The organism is Mycobacterium sp. NGS64 (assembly GCF_059812245.1).
In genome coordinates this window covers 637283-661454 of the sequence record NZ_JCALCI010000002.1, presented here as the reverse complement: position 1 = coordinate 661454, position 24172 = coordinate 637283, and the positions used below count along the sequence as shown (strand labels likewise).

The window sequence follows — 24172 nt, the reverse complement described above, 5'->3', positions numbered from 1 at the left end:
GGTTCAGAACAAATATTAGGTTTGCAGTCGCGCGCGCAATTTTGACGTCCTGGAGGTCTGATGTCCTACGAAAGCAGCGCCGAACCGATCAAGGTCGGCTACCTGATGGACTTCACGCTGCCGCCGGGATTCCCGGAGGAATTGTTGGCGAGTTTCACGCGGTGCTTCGACCTCGTCTTCGAAGAGGCCAGGGAACAGGGCCTGATCGATCGGCCGGTGCAGATGATCTACCGCGAGGTGGAGGGGTTGCCCAAGGGATCGGTCAAGTCGGTGATCGACGCCTTCGGTGGGCTCGTCGACGAGGGCTGCCTGGTGGTGTTCGGGCCGCACATCACCGACAACTGCGTGCCCACCCGCGAGGCGATCGAGGAGCGGTTCAAGGTGCCCGCGATCAGCGTCACCGGCACCGACGACTGGTTGGGCGAGTGGACCTTCTCCTTTCCGCAGGGTTCGTTGACCGACGAGCCGATCTTCATCGCGGACCTCGTCGCCAAACGAGGGCTCGCCGAAATCGGGGTCCTCGTCGAGCAGAACCTGATCGGCGAGAGCTATCTGAGGAACCTGCGAAGCGCATGCCGGCGCAAGGGCATTCGCATCGTCGCGGAGGCGACGATCGCGCAGACCGCTCAGGACATCAACGAGGCCGTGCGCACCCTGCACGACGCGAAGGCCGAAGCGATCGTGCATCTGGGCTTCGGCTTCGGGATTGTGTTCATCAACCCCGCGCTCGAGGCCGTCGATTGGGACCCGCCGCGCTTCACCACCACGGCCTTCCAGAACGCGTGGGTGAACCCGATCATGTGGAACGCGTTCATGGGTTGGATCGGGGTCGACCAGTACGACGAGGCGAATCGCGTCGGCCAGGACTTCCTCGACCGCTACGCCGCCAAGTACGAGGGCAGCCGTCCCGAGTATTGCGTGCCCGTGGTCAACCGTGACGTCGCCGCCACGCTCGTGCGCGCATTTGCCGACGCCCACCCGCTCAGCCCGCGCGGGGTGAAGGAGGCGCTGGAGCGGGTGAAAATGATGCCCGCCGCCTCGGGCGCGCCCGGCACCCGGGTGTCGTTCGGCAAGTGGACGCGGCGGGCGTGGATGGGCGCCGGCTACCTGGTGGCGCGGACGCTGGACGCCGACGGCGTCAACTCGCGCCTGGTCGACCGCTTCGGAGAGGACGGCTGATGTCGACGGAACAGTCCACACCGCTTGTCGCGGAAGAGAAGCCGGCGGGCCGCCCCGACAAACGCGGCTGGGGCGGCTGGATCGCCGGCGCCGCGCTGGCGGCGTTCGTGCTGTTCTTCATCGCGAACTGTCGGGTCGCCCTCGACCCACGCGTCGCCAACCCAAACGTGCAAGGCCGGCCACGTCCGGTGAAATTCACGTTCGGGCTGGACTACATCGGATTCCTGGACTGGGCCACCGTGGTGGCGCTGATCGTGCTGCTGTTGGTGTTCATCAGGGGCTGGCGGCGCAATCCGGGCAGCCCGGTGATGTTGATGTTCCTATGCACCACGCTGATCGTGTGGCAGGACCCGATCATGAACTGGTCGCCGTTCGCGGTCTACAACCCCGACCTCGTTCACTGGCCGGAGTCTTGGCCGCTCGTCTCGTTGTCGCCAACGGTCGAACCGTTCGTGGTGTTCGGCTACGTCATGTTCTACTTCGGCCCTTACTTCCCGGCGGTCTGGATTCTGCGGAAGCTACAGGCCAAATACGGGCCCGAGGCTTTCGTCTCGCGACACCCCTTGGTTTGCCTCGGCCTGGTCACCATGGTGATCGGCTTTGTCATGGATGCGTTTCTGGAGAACACCCTCATCCACTGGGGCATGTACATCTATTCACAGGTCATTCCGTGGGGCTCGGTGTTCACCGGCAGCACCTTCCAGTTCCCGCTGATCTGGGAGTCGTTCTCGGTGACGTTCGTGATGGTGCCCGCGGCGATACTCTGCTATCGCGACGACACCGGGAAATCCGTGGCCGAGAAGCTGGCCGCGAAGGCCAGGATCTTCCCGAGCCGTCCGGTGCTCGGCACGTTCCTGGTGATGTTCGCCATCATCAACGTGTCCTACTTCGCCTACGGCGCCTGGTTCTGGGCCATCAAGGCCAGCCACGCCGCGACCTCGGTGGCCTGCCCGTGGCCCTACCCGGAAGCCAAAGTGTATGACCCGCAAGGGTTTTACGAAAAGGCGGGCGCCCAGGGCCCCTACTCGGTCGGCATCTGGTCCACCTGGGCGAGCGGGGAACCCAACGGCCGGCCCGTCGTCCAGCCGCCGCCGCCCGGGCAGGGCGCCTGCGCGACCCCGGGCAAGAATGGCTGAGCCGCGCACGGTCGTCATCACCGGCGCGTCGCGCGGGCTGGGGTTCGCCTCGGCGGTGCGGCTGTACCGCGAGGGGTGGCGCGTGGTCGCGGCCATGCGCAACCCCGACAAAGGAATGCCGTTGCTGCGCGGGGAAACCGGCGCGTCGCCCGACGACGACCGGCTGATCGGTGTGCAGCTCGACCTGTTGGACTCCGCGTCGATCTCGGCGGCCGCCAAGGCCATCGAGGAAGCCGTCGGCGCCCCCTACGCGCTCGTGCACAACGCCGGGATCTCCGCCGCAGGAGTGGTGGAGGAAACCGATATGGCGTTGTGGCAGAGGATGTTCGGGACCACCGTCATGGGTCCCGTCGCGCTCACCCAGGCGCTGCTGCCGTCGATGCGGGCGGCGGGGGAGGGGCGCATCGTCCTGGTATCCAGCGCGGCCGGCGTCCGCGGTCAACCGGGTACCGCGCCGTACGCCGCGGCCAAGGGAGCGTTGGAGCGGTGGGGCGAGTCGATGGCGGGCGAGATCGCTCCGTTCGGTCTCGGAGTCACCGTCTTGGTGGCCGGCATGTACGACACCGAGATCATCACAGACGCGGGCACCACCGACAACCGCGACTTCGGCGGCCCGTACGCCCGGCTGCACAACACAATGAACACTCGCGGACGGTTCGCGATCAGTTTCGCCCGGCCACCCGAGCGCTTCACCGACGGACTGCTCAAGGCGCTGGCCGACCGGGGTGCGTTCCGGCGCCGCGGTGTGGGCGCTGACTCCTCGATGCTGTTGGCGGCCAACAGGATCCTTCCGGCTTCCGGCATGCACCACCTTTCGCGGATCGTGCTGGGCCTTCCCAGACAGGGCGAGATGCGGGGCGGCGCGTGGCCGTTGACTTGGCCCCAGCGAGCGATGGTGTTGGCGGCGCGCGTTCTTCCGCAGCCGGTGCTGCAGCGCCTTGCCGCGAGACGACAAAGAACAGGGGAGCCGTAATGGAACAGCTTTTCGACGACCTGGAGGACTTCGGCGCCTTCGACGACGCCATCTCCGGTGACGTGCGAGACCCGTACACCGAATTGGCGCGGCTGCGCCGTGAAGAACCGGTGCAGCGGCTCGAGACGTCGGGAGCGCTTCCCCACGAGGAAGGCCTGCCGATGTTCATCGTGTATCGCCACGAGGACATCCAGCAGATGCTGCGCGACAACGAGACGTTTTCCTCGGCAGCCGTCATCGCCGCGTTCGGACCCGTGCTGGGTGAAGGCGTGATGCTCGGCATGGACGAGCCGATCCACGGCCGGCTGCGTTCGCTGGTGTCAAAGGCGTTCTCGCAGAAGTCATTGGCGCGCTGGCAGGACGAGTTGGTCGGCCGTGTGGCGAACGGCCTGATCGACAACTTCGCGCACAACGGAAAGGCGGATCTGGTCAAGGAATTCACCTTTGACTACCCGAGCCAGATCATCGCGGGACTGCTGGGCCTGCCGGAAAAGGATTACCCCCAGTTCCAGCGGTGGTCGATTTCGCTGCTGAGTTGGCTGATGAACCCGGAACGCGGGCTTGCCGCCTCGGCCGCGCTGCGCGATTACTTCGCGCCGATACTGCAGGCCCGCCGGGCCGACCCGAGGGACGACCTGATCAGCGCGCTGGGTGCAGCCGAGATCGACGGGGAGAAGCTCGCGGACGAGGAGATCTACTCGTTCCTGCGGCTGCTGCTCCCGGCCGGCGTCGAGACGACCTATCGGGCCCTGGGCAGCCTGCTGCTGGCCCTGCTGTCCGACCCGGCGCAATTGGATGCCATCCGCGCGGATCGATCGCTGCTGCCACAGGCGATCGAGGAGGGGGTGCGGTGGGAATCACCGTTGTTGACGATCACCCGGGTCGCGACGCGCGACACCGAACTCGGCGGCGTAGCGATACCGGCCGGGGCGACGGTTATGCCGATGCTCGGCTCGGCGAACCGGCAAGAGGATCGCTATCCGGATCCGAACAGGTTCGACATCCACCGGGAGGCCCGGGCGCATCTGGGCTGGGGACACGGCGTGCACGTATGCCTGGGCATGCACCTGGCCCGGCTGGAGATGCGCACCGCCGTCAACCTGCTGCTCGACCGGCTGCCGAACCTGCGGCTGGACCCCGACGGGGACGACCCGCACATCCGCGGGCAGGTTTTCCGGTCGCCGACGTCGGTACCTGTGCTTTTCGATGCTCAGTAGCCCCCCGAAAAGGTTTGACCTTGCCAATCGGCTACTTTCCAGTAAGGCTCTCTGTAGCCCCTCAACGACTCAGAAGAGAGTGACAAACATGACTGAGGCTGTAAAGGTCCGTTTCGAGCCGAAGATGATGATCGACGGCAAGCTCGTCGAGGGCCGGGCCGGCACCTTCACCAACATCAACCCCGCGACCGAGGAGCCGCTCGGTGAGGTCGCGGACGCGTCGAAAGAAGACATGCACCGGGCCATCGACGCCGCGCGGCGCGCCTTCGACGAGACGGACTGGTCGACCAATAAAGAGCTGCGCAAGCGCTGCCTACTGCAGCTGCACGAGGCGATCGAATCGGAGAAGGAAGAGCTGCGCGAGGAGCTCATCCTCGAGGTCGGCTCGCCGCGGGCCATCACCTTCGGCCCCCAGCTGGACGCCCCCCTCGAAGACGGACTGAAGTACCCGGCCAGGCTGATCGACGAGTACGCCTGGGAAACCGACCTCGGTGACAAGGTGATCAGCCTGACCGGCACCCTGACCACCCGCAAGGTCTGGCGCGAACCCGTGGGCGTGGTCGGCGCGATCGTGCCGTGGAACTTCCCGTTCGAGGTCACCCTCAACAAGCTCGGCCAGGCGCTGGGCACCGGCAACACCGTGGTGCTCAAGCCGGCGCCCAACACGCCGTTCAACGCGACCCGGCTCGGCAGGCTGATCGCCGAGAAGACCGACATCCCCGCCGGCGTCGTCAACGTCGTGACGGCGTCGGATCACTTTGTCGGCGAGGAACTCACGCTGTCGCCGAAGGTCGACCTGATCTCCTTCACCGGTTCCACCGTGGTCGGCCAGCGGATCATGGAAAAGGGTGCCGCGACGATGAAGCGGCTGTTCCTGGAGCTCGGCGGCAAATCGGCGACGATCGTCTTGGAGGACGCCGACTTCGGCGCCGCGTGCGCGATCGGCATCGCGCCCTGCATGCACGCCGGACAGGGCTGCGCCAACCCCACCCGGATGCTGTTGCCGCGGTCCCGCTACGACGAGGGCGTCGCGATCCTCAAGAGCATCTACGAGAACGTCACGTGCGGCGACCCGCAGGATCCCGGAACCCTGTGCGGGCCGGTGATTTCGGAGGTGCAGCGCAACCGCGTGATGGGCTACATCCGCAAGGGCGTCGAGGAGGGCGCCACCGCGTTGGTCGGCGGCCCGGACGCGCCCACCGGCTTCGACAAGGGATTCTACGTCAGGCCAACGCTTTTCACCGACGTCGACAACTCCATGACCATCGCGCAGGAGGAGATCTTCGGTCCCGTGCTCGCCGTCATCCCGTATGACGACGAGGAGGACGCGATCCGGATCGCCAACGACAGCAAGTACGGGCTGGCGGGCAACGTGATGTCCGGGTCGCTGGAGCGTTCGCTGGCGGTGGCCCGCCGGATCCGGGCCGGGTTCATGGGCGTCAACGGCGGCGCTCCCTACGGCGCCGACACGCCGTTCGGCGGTTACAAGTACAGCGGGGTGGGCCGGCAGAACGGCGTCGCCGGCTTCGACCAGTACACCGAGATCAAGTCGGTGGCGTACCCCGCCGGGTGATGGCCGCGAAGCTGAGTGCGCGGAAAGGAACGGCCCTCGAATCCTCTCCGAGGGCCGTTCCCTTGAGCACCTGCTACAGAACCGGATTCAGCGGACCGGTGTAGCGCCAGATCATGCCGGTGCTGTGCAGCTGGTACAGGCTGGTGCCCGACGCGGCGATCGAGACGGAAGCCGCGTTGCCGTCGAGCTGCTGCCAACCGGTGTTAGGCGGCCCGACATATGCCCATATCGCACCGGTGTTGTGAATCTGGAACAGGTTTCCCGAGGCGGCGGCGATCTGCTTGGCTGCCGGATTCTGATCCAGCTGCTGCCAGCCGGTCATCGGTGTTCCGGTGTAGCGCCAGATCTTTCCCGTGTTGTGCAACTGATACAGGCGGCCCGCGTCGGCCACGATCGACACGGACGCGGGATTCTGGTCCAGCAGTTGCCAGCCGGTGATCGGTGTTCCGGTGTAGCGGAAGATCTTTCCGGTGTTGTGCAGCTGGTAGAGGTTGCCTCCACTGGCGGCGATCTGCATCGTCGCGGTGTTCTGGTCCAGCAGTTGCCAGCCGGTGATCGGTGTTCCGGTGTAGCGGAAGATCTTTCCGGTGTCGTGCAGCTGGCAGAGGTTGGACCCGTCGGCCACGATTGACACGGTGGCGGGGTTTTGGTCCAGCATTTCCCAGCCGGTTACCGGTGTTCCGGTGTAGCGGAAGATCTTTCCGGTGTTGTGCAGCTGGTAGAGGTTGCCGCCGCTGGCGACGATCATCTTGGTGTCGGGATTCTGGTCCAGCAATTCCCAGCCGGTAATCGGTGTTCCGGTGTAGCGAAAGATCTTTCCGGTGTCGTGCAACTGGTAGAGATCCGCGCCGTCAGCCACGATGGCTTTGGTCGCCGGATTGTGGTCGAGCTGCAGCCAATCCGGCCAACGGGCGACGGAGACGGTTGTCGGGGTGCGCAACCACGCCTCATAGGTGATTGCCCGCATGGACGGTTCGTCGATGATGCCGATCGAGTCCCAGGTGAACAGCGCGTAGCCGACCTTCGTGCCGTCCACCCCACTGGGCACCGAGACTTGAAGCTGCTCGGCTAGCCAACTCATCGTGCCGTAGCCGCACAAGCTGACGCAGTGGTTTTCGTTATTGTCGACGTTGTAGCTCGTCGCAAACCAACCGCTCTTCCCGTCGTTGGCGCGCCAGGTGTTGAGCAGCTGGTCTCCGGCGACGCCGATCTTCACCGGGCCTTGTGAAATCGCGTTCTGCAAGGTGTCGGAGTTGCTCCAGTCGACCGAGACGTACTTTCCGTCGTCGTAGGTCGCGGACGGGCCGGAGAACCCGTCGGACTGCATGAAGTCCAACACCTCGACCAGCGTTGCGCCCTCGAGAACCCCGTGCCGGGTGGCCCATGCGATGACATCGGCTTCGCTGATGAAGATTTCGGGGTTGTTGCACGACTTGGCGAAGGCTTCTTCGGCGGTGACGCAGTCGCGGTGGACGTCGTTGCCCCAGATGGACAATTGCGACGGCACGACGATGCTGTTCGGCGGTGTCAGCGCCGTCGCCACGTGAGGCGTCGCGGCTGCCAGGGCATGCCGTGGTGACGGAATTGCACCAAACTTCGGATCTGTGGTCATTGGTCGCTCCTCGGACCTGGTTGGGTATTGCTCTCCTGGCTGGATTCGGGAGGTCGCTCTGCCCGTAGGACCACCCACTCACAGATGGTGTCCAACGCGATCCGGTCTTGGCGTGCGTAGTGGGCTACTCCAATGCGTCTTCGGGGTGCTACTCGAATTCATCTTGAACTCGGTCGTTCGTCTTTTGGGCTAGGAGGGCTACGAAAACCACCCCGCCCCACCCCCTCCCAACCCCTTGGTTGACAATCGACGCAGACCCCAAGTCAAAGGAGACACCACCATGGCTGAAGCCGTCATCGTCGAGGCCGTCCGATCCCCGCTCGGGAAGCGCAACGGCGGGCTGTCCGGTGTGCACTCGGCCGACCTGTCCGCGCAGGTCCTCAACGGGCTGGTCGACAAGGCCGGCATCGACCCTGGGCTCGTCGACGACGTCATCTGGGGCTGCGTCAGCCAGGCCGGCGAACAGGCCATCGACATCGCCCGCACCGCGGTGCTGGCGGCCGGCTGGCCCGAGACCGTCCCGGGCGTGACCGTCGACCGCCAGTGCGGGTCCAGCCAGCAGTCCATCCATTTCGCCGCGGCCGGCGTGGTGGCCGGGCACTACGACGTCGTCGTCGCCGGCGGTGTCGAGTCGATGTCGCGGACTCCGATGGGATCGTCGCTCGCCAACGGCGGCAACCCGTACCCGCAGGCCTTCAAGGACCGCTACCACCGCACGCCGAATCAGGGCATCGGCGCGGAGATGATCGCCGAGCAGTGGGGCTTCGACCGGCTCGCGCTCGACGAGTTCTCCCTGGGATCGCACGAAAAGGCCGCCGCCGCACAGGATTCCGGCGCGTTCGACGACCAGATCGTAGGCATCAAGGACCAGGACGGGAATATCGTGCTGAAGGACGAGGGCATCCGCCGCGGCACCCCGATGGAAAAGATGGCGTCGCTGAAGCCCGCGTTCAAGGAGGACGGCGTGATCCACGCCGGCAACTCCTCGCAGATCACCGACGGCTCGGCCGCGATCCTGTTCATGTCCGCCGAGAAGGCTAAGGAACTGGGCCTCACCCCGATCGCCAAGGTCCACACCGCGGTGCTGGCCGGCGCCGACCCGGTGATCATGCTGACCGCGCCCATCCCGGCGACCCAGAAGGCGCTGAAGAAATCCGGGCTCTCGATCGGCGACATCGGGGCCTACGAGGTCAACGAGGCGTTCGCGCCCGTCCCGCTGGCGTGGCTGCGGGACATCGGGGCCGACGAAAAAAAGCTCAACCCCAACGGCGGTGCCATCGCGCTGGGCCACCCGCTCGGCGGCTCGGGGGCGCGGTTGATGACCACGCTGCTGTACCACATGCGCGACAAGGGAATTCGCTACGGACTGCAGACGATGTGCGAGGGCGGCGGTCAGGCCAACGCCACGATCGTGGAACTGCTGTGACCGACGGCCCCGACGCTGCTAACGGCCAGCCGGGGGCGCTCGTCGACCACCGCGGCAACGTGATGGTCATAACCATCAACCGGCCGGAGGCCCGTAACGCGGTCAACGCGGCCGTCAGCATCGCCGTCGGGGATGCGCTGGAGCAAGCGCAACACGACCCCGACGTACGGGCGGTGGTGATCACCGGCGCCGGGGACAAGTCGTTCTGCGCCGGCGCGGACCTCAAGGCGATCTCGCGCCGGGAGAACCTGTATCACCCCGAGCACGGCGAGTGGGGCTTCGCGGGCTACGTGCACCACTTCATCGACAAGCCGACGATCGCCGCGGTCAACGGCACCGCACTGGGCGGCGGCACCGAACTCGCGTTGGCCAGCGACCTGGTGGTCGCCGACGAGCGCGCCACGTTCGGGCTGCCGGAGGTGAAGCGCGGGCTGATCGCGGCCGCCGGCGGTGTCTTCCGGATCATGGACCAGCTGCCCCGCAAAGTGGCCATGGAATTGCTGTTGACCGGCGAGCCGATCACCGCGTCCGACGCCTTGGAATGGGGGCTGATCAACCGGGTGGTCAGCGCGGGTTCCGTACTGGACGCCGCGCTCGCCCTGGCGGCGCGGGTGACCGCCAACGCGCCGCTGTCGGTGCAGGCCAGCAAGCGCATCGCCTACGGCGTCGACGACGGCGTGATCGTCGGCGATGAACCCGGTTGGGAGCGCACCATGCGCGAGATGCGGACCCTGATCCGATCCGAGGACGCCAAGGAAGGACCCGTGGCTTTCGCCGAGAAGCGGGAGCCCGTCTGGAAGGCGCGCTAGCCCGGTGACGATGCACGCAGGAACGGCGGGCTGAGGAGGCGGGCAATCAAGCTAGCGTGCGAGGGTGTTCACTGCGCGGTCGAAGACGCCCGGTAGGAGCGTGCAGGCCGGGACGATGGCGCGGCGGGCGGCGCGCGGCGCGCTGCCCAGCACCAGCGCCCGGGTGAGCAGCCGGTAGTTGCGAGTGACCCGGTGCCATGCGGCCTCGTACGACGACGGGGCGTCGTTGGCGATGGCGTCGACCGCCGCGGCCGCCTGCTTGACCGCGAGGCTGATGCCCTCGCCGGTCAGGGCGTCCTCGTAGCCGGCCGCGTCACCCACCAGCAGCACGCGGCCCGCGACGCGGCGGGACACCACCTGGCGCAGCGGGCCGCAGCCGCGGGGGTGCCCGCGCTCGGCGCCCTGCAGGTGGCGGGCCAGCCAGGGAAACCAAGCCAGGTCGGGTCGCCCCCCGGAGAGGATCGCCACGCCGACCAGGTCCGGCTCCACCGGGGTCACGTAGGCCTCACCCCAGCGGGACCAGTGCACCTCCACGAACTCCGACCACGCCGGCACCTTGAAGTGCCATCGCACGCCGTGGCGCCGGGGCGTTCCGGCCTTGGCCTGGATTCCGACGGCGCGGCGCACCGGCGAGTGCAGCCCGTCGGCCGCCACCAACCATTTCGCGCGCACCCCCGCGGCGGTCACGCCGTGCGCGTCCTGCTGGACGCTGGTCACGCGGGCCCGGATCCACTCGGTGTCTTCCTCTTTCGCCCGCGCCGCCAGCGCCGCGTGCAGCGTCGTGCGTCGCACACCCCTGCCCGGCCCGCTGCGGAACCGCGCCTCCGCCCGGCGTTGTTCGTTCACGTAGGCGATGCCGCGGAACGGCATCCCGGCCGGATCCACGCCGAGCGAGGTCAGCTCGGCCAGACCACCGGGCATCAGCCCCTCGCCGCACGCCTTGTCGATCGGGCCCTCGCGGGGCTCGGCCACGATCACCGAAAGCCCTTGGCGGCGAGCGTGTAACGCCGTAGCGAGGCCGCCCGGGCCGCCGCCGACGATCAGCAGGTCGGAGTCGTAGCCGGTCATACGTACCCCAAGGCGGAGTTCTCCACCCGCAGGCGCACCCGGAGCAACAGCGCGTTGGCCAGCGTGAAGATGATCGCCGTCAGCCATGCGGTGTGGACCAGCGGCAGCGCGAACCCCTCGGCCACCACAGCGACATAGTTCGGGTGGTGCAGCCATCGGTAGGGGCCCCGGACCACCAGTGGCGCGTCGGGCAACACGATCACCCGGGTGTTCCACCGCCGGCCCAGCGTTCGGATGCACCACCAGCGCAGCCCCTGGCTGGCCGCCAGCACGACCACCATCGGCCAGCCCAGCCAGGGAATGAAGGGGCGGTGCAGCGCCCACGGTTCGATGAGGCAACCGAACAGCAGCGCGGTATGCAGCGCGACCATCACCGGATAGTGGTTCTGGCCAAACTCCTTGCCGCCCTGGGCAAAAGACCATCGCGCGTTCCGTTGGGCGACCACCAGCTCGGCGAGCCGTTCGACGCCCACCGCGAGAATCAGCAAGTAATACATAGCTGTATCGCGCCCTACCAGCTCAGCAGGACGAGTTCGGCGGAAAAGCCCGGTCCCATCGCGATCATCAGCCCGATGGAGCCCGGCGACGGTGGGTCGGCCATGGTGGCGTGCAGTATATCAAGCACCGAGACCGACGAGAGGTTTCCGTTGTTGCGCAACGAGTTTCTGGTGTGCGCGAACGCATCCGGGGGCAACTCCAACACGTCTTGGACCGCGTCGATCACCTTCGGACCGGCGGCGTGCAACAGCCACGTCGACACGTCGGTTGTGCTCAGCCCGTGGTCGGCGAGGAAGTCGCGGATGTCGTCGCCCAGGTACTTCTCGACGATGGTCGCAATCTCCACGGACAGCACGATCTGGAACCCGCTGCTGCCGATGTTCCAGCCCAACACGTCCTCGGTGTCCGGGTAGGTCCGGCTGCGGGTGGCCAGCAGCTTGGGCCCGGCACCCGATCTGGAAGCGCGGTCGGCGCCCACGGCGACGACGACGCCGGCACCATCGCCAAACAGGCTGGAAGCCACCAGATTTGGGAGCGAATGGTCCTGGCGCTGCACGGTCAGCGAGCAGAGCTCGACCGCCAGCAGCACCGCCACGTCAGTGGGGAATGCGCGCAGGTAGTCGTGCACCCGGGCCAGGCCGGCCGCGCCGGCGACGCAACCCAAACCGAACAGCGGAATCCGCTTGACGTCCTGCCGAAATCCGAGTCGTGTGGCCAGCCGCGCCTCCAGCGACGGGACCGCTAACCCGGTCACCGTGGTCGAAAAGATGGCGTCGACCTCCGACGGCTTGACATTGGCCTGGTCAAGCGCGGTGAGCATTGCCTGCTCGGCTAGGTCGAGCGCGATTTCGATGTAGGCATCGTTGGCCTCGGTGAAGCCGCTCAGCTCTCCGTATCGCGACAGTGGTAGGGCGATGTTTCGAAACTCAACGCCGCTGCTCCGGGCGAACTTCCGAAATTCCGGACCCGCGAACTCGGTCAACGCGCCGATGGTCTCATCCTGCGTGTATCGATTGGGTGGGAACTTTACTGAAACTCCTGCGACGGACGGAACCGCCTCGGCTGTGAGCGTCCTCGATCTTGGCCGAACCGAATTACCCCCGATTATCTCCTCCATGTACGGGGTCACGTTACCGCCGTCCGACAGGTTCAATGTGCGCTACGCCACAGCGTCGGGAATGCGAATTGCGGGAGGCTGATGCGGCCCGCGCCGACAGCGCCGATGGCACCGGCATTCAACTAGACCCCAAAAAGCCTGGCCCGCAACGATTCTTCAATGCCGCATAACGGAGACGACGTCGCGCTTGTTTCGCTGCGAGAGGCCACCGGGATCATCGTTGCCCGCGTTGTGCATTTTCCGATTTGATGCACACGAGTTCAATATGCCGCGTCATAGCCTTTTGTACCCGAGTTGAATAAGCACGCCTAACTTGGCCCACATTGCCGATGCCGGTATTGGTAATTCCGCGATATATACCGCTCTAACTTTTCCGGATCAGCGAAGCGATCGCATGCGCCCGCGTCGTCGGTAGTGTCGGGGGTATGCGGATTCTGGTCACCGGCGCCACCGGTTATGTCGGTTCGCGCCTGGTCACGGCGCTGCTGGCGGATGGGCATCAGGTCGTGACCGCCACGCGAAACCCGGAGCGGCTCAAGCGTTTAGGGTGGTTTGACGACGTGTTACCCGTCACCCTCGACGCGTCCAATCCAACATCTGTACAGCAAGCGATGGACGCCGCCGGCCCGATCGACGTGCTGTATTACCTGGTGCACGCGATCGGCCAGCCCGGCTTCCGCGACGCCGACCGGGCCGCGGCCACCAACGTCGCGGTGGCGGCCGGGGACGCCGGCGTGCGGCGCATCGTCTACCTCGGCGGCTTCATGCCGGCCGACGAAGCCCTGTCCGAGCACCTGACCAGTAGGGCCGAGGTGGCCGAGGCCCTGACGGTCGAGGGCGGCCCCGAGCTGGTGTGGCTGGGCGCGGCGATGATCATCGGGGCCGGCTCGACGTCGTTCGAGATGATGCGCTACGTGGGCGACCGGTTCCCGCTCATCCCGATACCGAACTGGATGGACAACCCGATCGACCCGATCTCCATCCGCGACGTCCTGCACTATCTCGTCGCCGCGGCGGACCCGGAGCGGGTGCCCGCGGGTGCGTACGACATCTCCGGGCCCAGCACCACCTCCTACCGTGAGCTGCTCAAGACGTATGCGCGGATTTCCGGAAGGTGGCGCGCCGCCCTCCCGGTCGGCCGGTTCGACACCGGCCTGGCATCGCTGGTCACCGGGGTCGCGCTGCCGGTGCCCCCGGGGCTGGCCGCGGATTTGGTCGAGTCGCTGGACCACCCGATGGTCGCGTCCGTCAGCGGCCTGCGCGATCGGGTGCCCGACCCGCCGGGGGGCCTGCTCGGCGTCGAGGACGCGATCACCCTGGCCCTGGCGGACCGGTCCGGCCCCCCCAGGCCCGTCAACGCCTTGACCGATCCCCACCAACTGGCCGACAGCGATCCCGCGTGGGCCGGCGGCGACGCCCTGCGCATCCGCCGCCTGGCCCGCGCGATCACCCCGCGCGTCGCGCGGCCGACGCTGCGGCTGGTCAACAATGTCCCCGGACCGCTGGCCGGCGCGGTGCGCACCGGCCTCGACATCGTGCTCGCCCTCAACGCGAAGGTGCGCCCGGCATGACCCAGTCGACCACCCCGTATCGCGCCACCGTCGCCTCGGAATTGCGCCGTGCCATCACCAATGTCGCTGTGCCGCATAACGAACCGCCCGGCGTGGTGCGACGCCGGCGCGTCGTCGTCGCCATCACGCTCGCGGTGGGCGCGGCGGTGCTCGGGTTCTCGTTGCGCCGCCACCCGGGCGACTCGAGCTTCTACTGGCTGACCCTGCTGCTGGCGGCGGTGTGGCTCACCGGTGGATTCCTGTCGGGCCCTTTGCATCTGGGGGGCATCTGCTGGCGCGGGCGCAACCAACGGCCCGTCATCACGGGCACGATCGTCGGCCTGCTCCTCGGCGGCATCTTCATCGTGGGCGGACTGATCGCCCGGGAGATAACCCCCGTAGCGGAGCTGATAACCCGGGTGCTGCTGTACGCCCACCATGGTTGGTATCCGGTGATCGTCGCGATCACGCTCATCAACGGCGTCGCCGAGGAGGTCTTTTTCCGCGGCGCCCTCTACACGGCGCTCGGGCGATACCACCCGATGCTCATCTCGACCGTCTTGTATACATGCGCCACGCTGGCCAGCGGCAACCCCATGCTGGGTTTCGCCGCAATCATCCTCGGGACGGTGTGCGCGCTGGAACGCCGGGCCAGCGGCGGGGTGCTGGCGCCGGTCCTGACCCACCTCGTGTGGGGCCTGATCATGGTGCTCGCACTGCCCCCGTTGTTCGGCGTCTGACGCCTCCCGTGACGTCGCGCGCCAAGGCCCGCAGCGCGGCGATTCGCAAGGGCCGCAACGCGACCCAGTAAAGCCGTCCCGGCAGGCCGCACGGCACAAAAGTCGCCCGCTGCGTGTAGTGGCTGCCCCCGCTGTCGCGGGGCGCGACGCCGATCTCCAGCCACCCCTGGCCCACCGAGCTCTGCCCCGAACTCAGTCGCAGCGCGCTGCCGGATTTGCGCTCCTCGACGACCCAGCCCCGGAAGGGGCGGCTGCGGGCGATCCCGGCCTCGGCCGCCCGCCACACGTCGCCGGGCTCGGCGGCGGTCTCGGCGGTCCGCACGTCGGAGTGGATGATCTCGCCGGCCCACGCCGGGTCGCTCGGCAGCGGCTCCGCAGGGTCCGATTCCAGGGAGGCCCAGGTGGCCTCGGTCAGGCCGCGCGTCCCGCGGTCGAGCGCGAGTTCGACGGCGCGGCGGTAGCCCGTCAGGCCGCCGGCCGGCGGCTCGATGATGCCGTCGATGTCCGAATTGCGCATCACCGCATCGCATTCCAGCGATTCGATCAGCGGGCGCGCCAGCCCGGGCGGGATCGGGGTGACGGCCCCGATCCAGAGGCTGGCGATCGTGGGTGTGAGGAATGGCAGCGCGATCAGATAGCGCCGGCCCAGCCCCGCGACGTCGGCGTAGACGCGCATCATGTCGCCGTACTCGAGGACGTCGGGCCCGCCGACGTCCCACGTCCGCGATCCGGGCACCGGCGCGGTCGCCGCGGCGACCAGGTAATGCAGCACGTCGCGCACGGCGATCGGCTGAATCCGGTTGTGCACCCATTTCGGCGTGGTCATCACCGGCAACCGATCGGTGAGGTGGCGGATCAGCTCGAACGACGCGGAGCCCGACCCGATGACCACCCCTGCCTGCAGGACCACCGTCTCGATGCCGGAGTCGATGAGGGCCTCGCCGACGGCCGCGCGCGATTCGAGGTGCTCGGACAGCTTGGTGCCCTCGGGATGCAGCCCGCTCAGGTACACGACCCGCCGCGCCCCGGCGCGGCGTGCGGCGGTCACCACGTTGCGCACGGCGCGGTCTTCCTCGGCGGCGAAGTCCTTGGCGGCGCCCATCGAGTGGACCAGGTAGTAGACGACGTCGATCCCGTCGAACGCCGCGGCCAACGACTCGACGTCGCCGAGGTCGCCGCGCGCCACCTGCGCCCGCTCGCGCCACGGCACGTCGGCCAGCTTGTCCGGGTTGCGCGCCAAAGCGCGAACCTCGTGGCCCTCGTCGAGCAGTCGGGGCACCAGCCGGGCACCGATGTAGCCGGTCGCCCCGGTCACCAGGCAGCGCACCATCGATTCTCCGTTCCTCGCGAATTTATTCGAAACCGACGCGAGGAAGGATTACCGGTTCTGGGGGGAAGTAAGCCCTTTAGCGGTCGGTGAAGTTGGGGGCGCGGCGTTCCTGGAAAGCCGTTGTGCCCTCCTTGAAGTCGTGCGACACCAGCAGGCGCGACTGCCCTTCGTATTCGCGCTGCAGCGTGGCGTCCAACTCGGTGAGTGTGGCCGCGTTGATCGCCTGCTTGGTCTTGGCGAACGCCACGGCCGGGCCCGCCAGCAGCCTCTCGATCACCTTGTCCGCCTCGGCCTCGAAGTCGGCCGCGGGATAGACGGCGGTGACCAGTCCCCAGGACAGGGCCTCGGTGGCCGGCAATCGTTCGGGCAGCAACGCCATCTGCATCGCCCGGATCCGGCCGACCGCGGCGGCGACCAACGCCGACGCACCGCCGTCGGGCATCAACCCGATCTTGGTGAAGGCGAGCATGAAAAACGCTTTGTCGGAAGCCAATACGACGTCACAGGCCAGCGCGAGGGACACGCCCACACCGGCCGCCGGGCCCTGCACAACCGCGACCACCGGGTGTGGCACCGCGGCGATGGCCCGCACCAGCCGGTTGATCTCCAGGACGATCTGGTCCGGCGGGACGCCGCCGCTGCCGGACATGTCGTCGGCGCTGATGCCCGCCCCGGAGCAGAAGCCGCGGCCGGCGCCGCCGAGGCGCACCACCCTGACGTCGGGGTCGGTGGCCGCCCGTTCCATCGCGTCGGCGATGCCGGTGATGACCGGGATCGTCAGGGAATTCAGGCTGTCGGGGCGGTTGATGGTCACCGACAGCACGCCGTCGGTCAGCGTGACGTCGAGGCCCGCGACGGGTGCGAGCGTGGCGATCCCAGATTCCGGCATGGGGCTCACCATATGTGACCGGGGTGCGCGGCCGCCGGGCGCGGCTGCGAAGATGCGAAAAGACGTCAGAGCGGACGAAAGGTCGGGTGCACCAATGGCGGGACCGCTGCAGGGATTGCGTGTTGTCGAGTTGTCCGGCATCGGGCCCGGCCCGCACGCCGCGATGATCCTCGGGGACCTCGGCGCGGACGTCGTCCGCGTCGACCGGCCCTCGGGTAATGCCGCGGATGGCGGCAGGGACTCAGTGAAGGATTCCATGAGCCGAAACCGGCGCGTGGTGACCGCCGACCTCAAGTCCGACGAGGGACGCGACCTGGTGCTCAAGCTCGTCGCCAAGGCGGACGTGCTGATCGAGGGCTACCGGCCCGGGGTCACCGAGCGGCTCGGCCTGGGCCCCGAGGACTGCGCGAAGGTCAACGAGCGCCTGGTCTACGCCCGCATGACCGGCTGGGGCCAGACCGGCCCGCGCAGCCAGCAGGCGGGCCACGACATCAACTACATCTCGCTGAACGGGATCCTGCACGCCATCGGGCGGGCCAACGAGCGGCCGGTGCCGCCGCTGAACCTGGTCGGCGATTTCGGTGGCGGCTCGATGTTCCTGCTGGTCGGCATCCTGTCCGCGCTGTGGGAGCGGCAGACCTCGGGCAAGGGCCAGGTCGTCGACGCCGCCATGGTCGACGGGTCCAGCGTGCTGATCCAGATGATGTGGCAGATGCGGTCGTCCGGCATGTGGACGGACGTGCGCGGCACCAACATGCTCGACGGCGGCGCGCCCTACTACGACACCTACGAGTGCGCCGACGGGCGCTACGTCGCCGTCGGCGCCATCGAGCCCCAGTTCTACGCGGCGATGCTGGCCGGGCTGGGCCTGGACGCCGCCAACCTGCCGCCGCAGAACGACGCCGCCCGCTGGCCCGAGCTGCGGGCGGTGCTGACCGAGACGTTCGCCAGCCGCGACCGCGACCACTGGGCCAAGGTGTTCGCCGACTCGGACGCCTGCGTGACGCCGGTGCTGGCGTTCGGGGAGGTGCAGACCGAGCCGCACATCACCGAGCGCAACACCTTCTACGAGGTGAACGGCGGCCTGCAGCCGTTGCCGGCGCCGCGGTTCTCCCGCACCGCACCGGACATTCCCCGCCCTGCGGAGCCGACGCCCGACATCCAATCGGTCCTCGCCGACTGGGTATAGTCGCCAACCAACTGGTTGGCTGGACGAGAGGGAAGGGACACGCATGGAGATCAAGGACGCCGTAGCCGTCGTCACCGGCGGAGCGTCGGGCCTGGGCCTGGCCACCACCAAGCGGCTGCTCGACGCCGGCGCGCAGGTGGTGGTGCTGGACCTGCGGGGCGAGGAGGCGGTCCGCGAGCTGGGGGAGCGCGCCCGCTTCGTCGAGGCCGACGTCACCGACGAGGCCGCCGTCTCCAAGGCGCTGGATGTGGCCGAATCGCTTGGCCCGCTGCGCATCGACGTCAACTGTGCCGGCATCGGCAACGCCATCAAGACGCTGTCCAAGGACGGTCCCTTCCCGCTGAACGGCTTCAAGAAGGTGGTCGAGGTCAACCTGATCGGCACGTTCAACGTGCTCCGGCTGGCCGCGGAGCGCATCGCGAAGACGGAGCCGCTCGGTGAGGAGCGCGGCGTCATCATCAACACCGCCTCGGTCGCGGCGTTCGAGGGCCAGGTCGGCCAGGCCGCCTACTCGGCGTCCAAGGGCGGCGTGGTCGGCATGACGCTGCCGATCGCCCGCGACCTGTCGCGCGAGCTGATCCGAGTGGTGACGATCGCGCCGGGGCTGTTCAAGACCCCGCTGCTGGGTTCGCTGCCCGAGGAGGCGCAGAAGTCGCTGGGCAAGCAGGTACCGCACCCGGCACGGCTGGGTGACCCTGACGAGTACGGCGCGCTCGCGGTGCACATCGTCGAAAACCCGATGCTCAACGGCGAAGTCATCCGCCTGGACGGCGCCATTCGGATGGCCCCCCGCTAAGCCGGTGAAACGAAAACCCCCCGCGATGCGCGGGGGGTTTTCGTCTTAAGCAAGATCAGTCGCTATCGACGGAACCATCGGGTGATGGCGGGTTCGGCCATCAGCAGCCGTGCTAGCACGCTCATGGCGGTCAGCTTGCCGTAGGCAGCGTGTGCTGGTCTTCGAACTGCTCGGAGGTCTCGCCTTCCACCAGCACGTCGCCATGGTAGAGAGCCTCGAAGTCAGCCTTGATGACGTCGGCACTCGAGTCGTCGATCCACATGACTATGAGCGTATGGGCCGCCTCTAAGGAATCGATGAGTCACGATTCGGAAAATAATGGCAATTTACCGGCGGGTAGGTTTCCGGCGGGTAGGCCGGTGGCCACCGGGACGGATTGCCGCCGTGACCCGCACGGATCCCGGCCATTTTCGGGGCCGAGCTCATAGCCGCCGCATCGAAAACGAGGGGTTTCGGCCCGTTTGAACCATCCACCCGCGGGGAGCCGTGTTTATGGATAGTGTTGTTTGACACCTGTCAGTTACCGCTGATAAGTTACCGCCCAGTCAGTGGCGGCCCAGCGTGACCGGCACGGCGGCGGGAGGACCGGGGACATGCTTCAAGCGATCGCTCGACTGGCTATTGCTGCGCCACGACGGATAATTGCGATCGCGATCCTGGTCTTCATCGGGGCGGCCGTCTTCGGCATTCCTGTCGCCAAGAGCCTGTCGCCCGGGGGCTTCCAAGACCCCAACTCGGAATCGGCGCACGCCATCCAGATCCTCACCGACAAGTTCGGGCAGAGCGGACAGCAGATGCTGGTCATGGTGACCTCGCCGGCGGGTGCCCAGAGCGACCAGGCGCGCAAGGTGGGCATCGACCTCGTCCGCGACCTGCAAGGGTCGTCGTTGGTTTACAACGTGACCTCGGCCTGGACCGCACCGCCGCAGGCCGCCGCCGACCTGATCAGCAAGGACGGCAAGTCCGGGATGATCGTCATCAACCTCAAGGGCGGCGAGAACTACGCGCAGAGCAACGCCCAAACCCTGGCGGACCAATTCGTCCACGACCGCGACGGTGTCGCCGTCCGCGCCGGCGGCCCGGCGATGCAGTACGCGCAGATCAACAAGCAGAACCAGGAAGACCTCGTGGTCATGGAGATGATCGCGCTTCCCCTGAGCTTCCTGGTGCTGATCTGGGTGTTCGGTGGGCTGCTGGCGGCGGCGCTGCCGATGGCCCTCGGCGCACTGGCCGTCGTCGGCTCGATGACGGTGCTGCGGCTGATCACCTTCACCACCGAGGTGTCGATCTTCGCGCTCAACCTCAGCACCGCCCTGGGCCTGGCGCTGGCGATCGACTACACCTTGCTGATCGTCAGCCGGTACCGCGACGAGCTGGCCGAGGGCAGCGACCGGAACGAGGCGCTGATCCGGACCATGGCCACGTCCGGGCGCACCGTGCTGTTCTCCGCCGTCACCGTCGCATTGTCGATGTCGGCGACGGTGGCCTTCCCCATGTACTTCCTCAAGTCCTTCGCCTATGCCGGTGTGGCCACCGTGGCCTTCGTCGCAACCGCGTCCATCGTGGTGACCCCGGCAGCGATCGTGCTGCTGGGGGACCGGCTGGACTCGCTGGACGTGCGCCGGCTGATTCGCCACGCCCTGCGCCGCCCGGACCCCCTGCACCGGCCGGTCGAGCAGTGGTTCTGGTACCGGTCGAGCAAGTTCGTGATGCGCCGCTGGGCGCCGATCGGCCTGGCCGTGATGGCGCTGCTGCTGTTGCTGGGGCTGCCGTTCTTCTCGGTCAAGTGGGGCTTCCCCGACGACCGGGTGCTGCCGAGTTCGGCGTCGTCGCATCAGGTCGGCGACGAGTTGCGCACCGGGTTTGCGCACGACTCCGCCACCGCGGTGCCCGTCGTCGTCCCTGACGTCCGCGGACTGAACCCGGGGGATCTGGACAGGTACGCCGCCGCCCTGTCGCGGGTTCCCGACGTCTCGGGCGTCTCGGCGCCGGGCGGGACCTTCGTGAACGGAAACCCCGTGGGCCCACCCGCCGCTGCCACGGGGTTGGTCGACGGCAGCGCGTTCTTGACCGTCAACAGCACCGCGCCGCTGTTCACCCAGGCCAATGACACGCAGCTCAAGCGGTTGCACGGGGTGCCGGGGCCGGGCGGCCGATCCGTCGAAATGGGCGGCGTCGCGCAGATCAACCGGGACAGCGTCGACGCGGTGACCGACCGCCTTCCGCTGGTGCTGGGGCTGATGGCCGCCGTCACGTTCGTGTTGCTGTTCTTGCTCACCGGCAGCGTGGTGCTGCCGCTGAAGGCGTTGGTGTGCAACGTGCTGTCGCTGAGCGCGGCGTTCGGGGCGCTGGTGTGGATTTTCCAGGACGGCCACCTCGGCGCGCTCGGTACCACGCCCAGCGGGACGCTGGTGGCGAACATGCCAGTGTTGTTGTTCTGCATAGCCTTTGGGCTGTCGATGGACTACGAGGTGTTCCTGATCTCCCGCATCCGGGAGTACTGGCTGGAATACCGACCGGCGAACCCGACCGGAAAAGACGCGCACGCCGCCAACGACGAAGCGGTGGCGCACGGCGTCGCGCGCACCGGACGGGTGATCACCGCGGCCGCGCTGGTGATGTCGATGTCGTTCGCCGCGCTGATCGCCGCGCACGTGTCCTTCATGCGGATGTTCGGCCTCGGCCTGGTGCTCGCCGTGTTCGCGGACGCCACCCTGGTGCGCATGGTTCTGGTCCCCGCCTTCATGCACGTGATGGGACGCTGGAACTGGTGGGCGCCAAAGCCTTTGGTGTGGGTGCACGAGCGGTTCGGCATCAGCGAGGCGCCCTCCGAGATAGCGCTCCACCCCGAGCCGACCTCGGAGCCGGTGCAACACAACGGGCACCCGGTCCACGAATCGGTGACCCGCATTGGTTGACGTATCGGCCGACGGTCTGCGCCGCGCTCGGGCCCCTCGCGGCTCGGGCGAGCGCCTGCACGACGAGATCCTGGACGCGACCACCGAGCTGCTGCTGGAAACCGGACACGCCCGATCGGTCTCGATCCGTTCGGTGGCACAACGCGTCGGCGTCACGCCGCCGTCGATCTATCTGCATTTCGCCGACAAGGACGCCCTGCTGGACGCGGTGTGCGCGCGCTACTTCGAAAAGCTGGATCCCGAAATGCGGCGCCTGGCCGCCGCGCACACCTCCCCGGTGGAGGTCTTGCGCGCGCAGGGGCTGGCCTACGTCCGGCTCGCGGTCCAGACCCCGGGGCTGTACCGCATCGCCACGATGGGTGAGTGGCGCTCCGGGAGCAGCGTCGACACCACGCTGAGCAACTCCGCGTTCAAGCACATCCGCGCCACCGTGCAGCGGCTTATGGACGACGGCACCTACCGCCCGGTCGACCCGACAACCGTCGCTCTGGAATTGTGGAGCGCGCTGCACGGCGTCGCGGCCATGTTGATCGCCAAGCCACATCTGCCGTTCGGCGACGCCGAGGCGTTTGCCGACCGAGTGCTGTCCTCCGTGTTCTGTGGGCAATTGGTAATGGGATACTGCGGCCGAGACGCCACACCCCAGATGTTGGCGGCATGGGTGGCGGCGCATCGGCCGCCGGAGGAGTCGCGGAAATGACGCAGGCAGCCGAGCGCACGATCGACAACCCGTTCTTCGCGCGTGTTTGGCCCGTCGTCGCCGCCCACGAGACCGAGGCGGTTCGGGCGCTGCGCCGCGAGAACGTGGCCGGGCTGTCGGGCCGGGTGCTGGAAATCGGCGCGGGTGTCGGGACGAACTTCGCCAACTATCCGCCGACGGTCGAGCAGGTGATCGCCGTCGAGCCCGAGCCCCGGCTGAGAGCTCACGCCCGCGTCGCGGCCGAGGCGGCGCCGGTGCCGGTCGTCGTGATCGGGAAGACCGCCGAGGCGTTCAGCGACGGCGAGCTCTTCGACGCCGTGGTGTGCTCGCTGGTGTTGTGCTCGGTGCGCGACGTTCCCGGGGTGCTGAGCCGGATGTACTCGCTGCTGCGGCCGGGGGGCGAGCTGCGCTTCCTCGAGCATGTGGCCAGCGCCGGCGGGCGGGGCCGGCTGCAACGGTTTGCCGACGCGACGCTGTGGCCCAGGCTGTTCGGCAACTGCCACACCCATCGCGACACCGAGCGCGCGATCGTCGACGCCGGGTTCGAGGTGGACACGTCGCGGCGGGAGTGGACGCTGCCGATATGGGCGCCGTTGCCGGTGTCCGAGCTGGCGCTGGGCCGGGCCCGGCGGCCCTAGTTCTTTTTCGCCGAGACTGCGCTCAGCGCGCGATTTTGTGTACGAACCGCGATCTGTGCGCAATCTCGAGGGCTAAGCAGAATTAAGCAGCGCCGGGAGCCGCTGCAGCAGCTCCGGCAACGCCTGGCTCGCGCTCTCGCGAATGCTGATCGTGGCGCTGCGGGTGAGCGGCGTCGGTTCGGGGTTGACCTCCACGACGACGGCGCCGCGGGACAGCGCCAGGTCCGGCAGCCCGGCCGCCGGGTAGACGATCGCCGAGGTCCCCACCACGACCATCACGTCGGCGGCCTCGGTCGCATCCACCGCGTGCTGCCACGGCTCGTCGGGCAGCGGCTCACCGAACCACACGATGTCCGGCCGGATCAGGCCGCCGCAGTGGCACACCGGGGGTTCGACCTCCAACGTCGGCTCGGCCATCCTGGGCAGCGGCCCGGTGTAGTCCATACCGCAACGGTCGCAACGGAATTCGAAGAGGCTGCCGTGCAAGTGGTGCACCGGGGAGCTGCCGGCGCGCTCGTGCAGGTCGTCGACATTCTGGGTGACGACGGTGACATCCGCGTGGTCCTGCCACGCGGCGATGGCGAGGTGCCCGGCGTTGGGTTCGACGTCGGCGACGAGGTAGTGGCGCCACAGATACCAGCCCCAGACCCGTTCGGGGTTCTTGCGCCACCCTTGCGTGCTGGACAGCTCGTAGGGATCGAAGCGGGCCCACAATCCGTTCTTGTCGTCCCGGAATGTGGGCACGCCGCTCTCCGCGGAAATCCCCGCGCCGCTGAGCACAGTTACTCGCATCCCACAAAGATAGTCGTGCTTG

General features: G+C 67.7%; 22 protein-coding genes. 14 read left to right on the top strand and 8 right to left on the bottom strand.

Features of this window, described 5'->3' with window-relative positions:
- Positions 1-60: 60 nt before the first annotated feature.
- The 5 genes from AC5Y4S_RS11455 (at position 61) to AC5Y4S_RS11435 (ending at position 6078) form a co-directional block, all read left to right on the top strand.
- Positions 61-1179: an ABC transporter substrate-binding protein gene (locus tag AC5Y4S_RS11455; RefSeq protein ID WP_500032710.1), complete on the top strand. Its 1119-nt coding sequence runs from the start codon at positions 61-63 to the stop codon at positions 1177-1179.
- Positions 1179-2315, top strand: a complete 1137-nt coding sequence (locus tag AC5Y4S_RS11450) for a spirocyclase AveC family protein (RefSeq protein WP_500032709.1) — start codon at positions 1179-1181, stop codon at positions 2313-2315. Before AC5Y4S_RS11455 ends, AC5Y4S_RS11450 begins: the two co-directional genes overlap by 1 nt.
- Complete coding sequence (locus AC5Y4S_RS11445) at positions 2308-3288, top strand: SDR family NAD(P)-dependent oxidoreductase (protein WP_500032708.1); 981 nt, start codon at positions 2308-2310, stop codon at positions 3286-3288. Before AC5Y4S_RS11450 ends, AC5Y4S_RS11445 begins: the two co-directional genes overlap by 8 nt.
- Positions 3288-4505, top strand: coding sequence for a cytochrome P450 (locus AC5Y4S_RS11440; RefSeq protein ID WP_500032706.1), 1218 nt, complete (start codon positions 3288-3290; stop codon positions 4503-4505). Before AC5Y4S_RS11445 ends, AC5Y4S_RS11440 begins: the two co-directional genes overlap by 1 nt.
- Before the next feature lie 88 nt (positions 4506-4593).
- The gene (locus tag AC5Y4S_RS11435; protein WP_500032703.1) at positions 4594-6078 is read left to right on the top strand and encodes an aldehyde dehydrogenase family protein; all 1485 of its coding nucleotides are present in this window, start codon (positions 4594-4596) and stop codon (positions 6076-6078) included.
- Between the two features lie 73 nt (positions 6079-6151).
- On the opposite strand, the gene AC5Y4S_RS11430 is transcribed toward AC5Y4S_RS11435, so the two are convergent.
- The gene (locus tag AC5Y4S_RS11430) at positions 6152-7690 is read right to left on the bottom strand and encodes a tectonin domain-containing protein (protein WP_500032702.1); all 1539 of its coding nucleotides are present in this window, start codon (positions 7688-7690) and stop codon (positions 6152-6154) included.
- Between the two features lie 280 nt (positions 7691-7970).
- Here AC5Y4S_RS11430 and AC5Y4S_RS11425 point away from each other — a divergent pair, with 280 nt between their 5' ends.
- A complete protein-coding gene (locus tag AC5Y4S_RS11425) occupies positions 7971-9116 on the top strand; it encodes a thiolase family protein (protein ID WP_500032699.1) in 1146 nt (381 codons plus the stop codon).
- On the top strand, positions 9113-9925 hold the full coding sequence (locus AC5Y4S_RS11420; RefSeq protein ID WP_500032698.1) for a crotonase/enoyl-CoA hydratase family protein: 813 nt from the start codon (positions 9113-9115) through the stop codon (positions 9923-9925). The genes AC5Y4S_RS11425 and AC5Y4S_RS11420 overlap by 4 nt, the downstream gene beginning before the upstream one ends.
- A gap of 51 nt (positions 9926-9976) precedes the next feature.
- Here AC5Y4S_RS11420 and AC5Y4S_RS11415 read toward each other — a convergent pair whose 3' ends face one another.
- From AC5Y4S_RS11415 to AC5Y4S_RS11405, 3 genes are read right to left on the bottom strand one after another with little or no spacing between them, the layout of a single operon-like run.
- Positions 9977-10993: an NAD(P)/FAD-dependent oxidoreductase gene (locus tag AC5Y4S_RS11415; RefSeq protein ID WP_500032697.1), complete on the bottom strand. Its 1017-nt coding sequence runs from the start codon at positions 10991-10993 to the stop codon at positions 9977-9979.
- Positions 10990-11490 carry an isoprenylcysteine carboxyl methyltransferase family protein gene (locus tag AC5Y4S_RS11410; RefSeq protein WP_500032694.1) on the bottom strand — a complete coding sequence of 167 codons (501 nt, stop codon included), beginning with the start codon at positions 11488-11490 and terminating at the stop codon, positions 10990-10992. The genes AC5Y4S_RS11415 and AC5Y4S_RS11410 overlap by 4 nt, the downstream gene beginning before the upstream one ends.
- 14 nt (positions 11491-11504) lie before the next feature.
- Positions 11505-12644, bottom strand: a complete 1140-nt coding sequence (locus AC5Y4S_RS11405; RefSeq protein WP_500032693.1) for a type III polyketide synthase — start codon at positions 12642-12644, stop codon at positions 11505-11507.
- Between the two features lie 389 nt (positions 12645-13033).
- Between AC5Y4S_RS11405 and AC5Y4S_RS11400 the strand changes: the two genes are divergently transcribed.
- Positions 13034-14179, top strand: coding sequence for an NAD(P)H-binding protein (locus tag AC5Y4S_RS11400; protein ID WP_500032691.1), 1146 nt, complete (start codon positions 13034-13036; stop codon positions 14177-14179).
- On the top strand, positions 14176-14898 hold the full coding sequence (locus AC5Y4S_RS11395; protein WP_500032690.1) for a CPBP family intramembrane glutamic endopeptidase: 723 nt from the start codon (positions 14176-14178) through the stop codon (positions 14896-14898). Before AC5Y4S_RS11400 ends, AC5Y4S_RS11395 begins: the two co-directional genes overlap by 4 nt.
- Here AC5Y4S_RS11395 and AC5Y4S_RS11390 read toward each other — a convergent pair.
- A complete protein-coding gene (locus AC5Y4S_RS11390) occupies positions 14861-16228 on the bottom strand; it encodes a DUF2867 domain-containing protein (protein ID WP_500032689.1) in 1368 nt (455 codons plus the stop codon). The two genes, AC5Y4S_RS11395 and AC5Y4S_RS11390, sit on opposite strands and share 38 nt — an antisense overlap.
- 76 nt (positions 16229-16304) lie before the next feature.
- Positions 16305-17117, bottom strand: coding sequence for an enoyl-CoA hydratase (locus AC5Y4S_RS11385; protein WP_500032688.1), 813 nt, complete (start codon positions 17115-17117; stop codon positions 16305-16307).
- A 94-nt stretch (positions 17118-17211) separates the two neighbouring features.
- Here AC5Y4S_RS11385 and AC5Y4S_RS11380 point away from each other — a divergent pair, with 94 nt between their 5' ends.
- Together AC5Y4S_RS11380 and AC5Y4S_RS11375 are read left to right on the top strand one after the other, a co-directional pair.
- On the top strand, positions 17212-18306 hold the full coding sequence (locus AC5Y4S_RS11380; protein ID WP_500032687.1) for a CaiB/BaiF CoA transferase family protein: 1095 nt from the start codon (positions 17212-17214) through the stop codon (positions 18304-18306).
- Positions 18307-18349: 43 nt separating this feature from the next.
- Positions 18350-19102 carry a 3-hydroxyacyl-CoA dehydrogenase gene (locus AC5Y4S_RS11375; protein WP_500032686.1) on the top strand — a complete coding sequence of 251 codons (753 nt, stop codon included), beginning with the start codon at positions 18350-18352 and terminating at the stop codon, positions 19100-19102.
- Positions 19103-19232: 130 nt separating this feature from the next.
- Here AC5Y4S_RS11375 and AC5Y4S_RS11370 read toward each other — a convergent pair whose 3' ends face one another.
- On the bottom strand, positions 19233-19364 hold the full coding sequence (locus AC5Y4S_RS11370) for a hypothetical protein (protein ID WP_142282293.1): 132 nt from the start codon (positions 19362-19364) through the stop codon (positions 19233-19235).
- Between the two features lie 331 nt (positions 19365-19695).
- Between AC5Y4S_RS11370 and AC5Y4S_RS11365 the strand changes: the two genes are divergently transcribed.
- Genes AC5Y4S_RS11365 through AC5Y4S_RS11355 form a run of 3 tightly spaced genes read left to right on the top strand, consistent with a single transcriptional unit; the run spans position 19696 to position 23358 of the window.
- Positions 19696-22020, top strand: coding sequence for an MMPL family transporter (locus AC5Y4S_RS11365; RefSeq protein WP_500032685.1), 2325 nt, complete (start codon positions 19696-19698; stop codon positions 22018-22020).
- Positions 22013-22720 carry a TetR/AcrR family transcriptional regulator gene (locus tag AC5Y4S_RS11360; protein WP_500032684.1) on the top strand — a complete coding sequence of 236 codons (708 nt, stop codon included), beginning with the start codon at positions 22013-22015 and terminating at the stop codon, positions 22718-22720. Before AC5Y4S_RS11365 ends, AC5Y4S_RS11360 begins: the two co-directional genes overlap by 8 nt.
- Entirely contained in the window at positions 22717-23358 is a 642-nt protein-coding gene (locus AC5Y4S_RS11355; protein ID WP_500032682.1) for a class I SAM-dependent methyltransferase, read from the top strand. Before AC5Y4S_RS11360 ends, AC5Y4S_RS11355 begins: the two co-directional genes overlap by 4 nt.
- A gap of 72 nt (positions 23359-23430) precedes the next feature.
- Here the strand turns inward: AC5Y4S_RS11355 and AC5Y4S_RS11350 are convergent, their stop codons facing one another.
- A complete protein-coding gene (locus tag AC5Y4S_RS11350) occupies positions 23431-24150 on the bottom strand; it encodes an NAD-dependent deacylase (protein WP_500032680.1) in 720 nt (239 codons plus the stop codon).
- Positions 24151-24172 lie beyond the last annotated feature (22 nt).

Bases quoted from the DNA above. Each gene is read 5' to 3' on its own strand.
- AC5Y4S_RS11455 (WP_500032710.1), top strand. From the start codon at position 61: ATGTCCTACGAAAGCAGCGCCGAACCGATCAAGGTCGGCTACCTGATG.
- AC5Y4S_RS11450 (WP_500032709.1), top strand. From the start codon at position 1,179: ATGTCGACGGAACAGTCCACACCGCTTGTCGCGGAAGAGAAGCCGGCG.
- AC5Y4S_RS11445 (WP_500032708.1), top strand. From the start codon at position 2,308: ATGGCTGAGCCGCGCACGGTCGTCATCACCGGCGCGTCGCGCGGGCTG.
- AC5Y4S_RS11440 (WP_500032706.1), top strand. From the start codon at position 3,288: ATGGAACAGCTTTTCGACGACCTGGAGGACTTCGGCGCCTTCGACGAC.
- AC5Y4S_RS11435 (WP_500032703.1), top strand. From the start codon at position 4,594: ATGACTGAGGCTGTAAAGGTCCGTTTCGAGCCGAAGATGATGATCGAC.
- AC5Y4S_RS11430 (WP_500032702.1), bottom strand. From the start codon at position 7,690: ATGACCACAGATCCGAAGTTTGGTGCAATTCCGTCACCACGGCATGCC.
- AC5Y4S_RS11425 (WP_500032699.1), top strand. From the start codon at position 7,971: ATGGCTGAAGCCGTCATCGTCGAGGCCGTCCGATCCCCGCTCGGGAAG.
- AC5Y4S_RS11415 (WP_500032697.1), bottom strand. From the start codon at position 10,993: ATGACCGGCTACGACTCCGACCTGCTGATCGTCGGCGGCGGCCCGGGC.
- AC5Y4S_RS11410 (WP_500032694.1), bottom strand. From the start codon at position 11,490: ATGTATTACTTGCTGATTCTCGCGGTGGGCGTCGAACGGCTCGCCGAG.
- AC5Y4S_RS11400 (WP_500032691.1), top strand. From the start codon at position 13,034: ATGCGGATTCTGGTCACCGGCGCCACCGGTTATGTCGGTTCGCGCCTG.
- AC5Y4S_RS11395 (WP_500032690.1), top strand. From the start codon at position 14,176: ATGACCCAGTCGACCACCCCGTATCGCGCCACCGTCGCCTCGGAATTG.
- AC5Y4S_RS11390 (WP_500032689.1), bottom strand. From the start codon at position 16,228: ATGGTGCGCTGCCTGGTGACCGGGGCGACCGGCTACATCGGTGCCCGG.
- AC5Y4S_RS11385 (WP_500032688.1), bottom strand. From the start codon at position 17,117: ATGCCGGAATCTGGGATCGCCACGCTCGCACCCGTCGCGGGCCTCGAC.
- AC5Y4S_RS11380 (WP_500032687.1), top strand. From the start codon at position 17,212: ATGGCGGGACCGCTGCAGGGATTGCGTGTTGTCGAGTTGTCCGGCATC.
- AC5Y4S_RS11375 (WP_500032686.1), top strand. From the start codon at position 18,350: ATGGAGATCAAGGACGCCGTAGCCGTCGTCACCGGCGGAGCGTCGGGC.
- AC5Y4S_RS11370 (WP_142282293.1), bottom strand. From the start codon at position 19,364: ATGTGGATCGACGACTCGAGTGCCGACGTCATCAAGGCTGACTTCGAG.
- AC5Y4S_RS11365 (WP_500032685.1), top strand. From the start codon at position 19,696: ATGCTTCAAGCGATCGCTCGACTGGCTATTGCTGCGCCACGACGGATA.
- AC5Y4S_RS11355 (WP_500032682.1), top strand. From the start codon at position 22,717: ATGACGCAGGCAGCCGAGCGCACGATCGACAACCCGTTCTTCGCGCGT.
- AC5Y4S_RS11350 (WP_500032680.1), bottom strand. From the start codon at position 24,150: ATGCGAGTAACTGTGCTCAGCGGCGCGGGGATTTCCGCGGAGAGCGGC.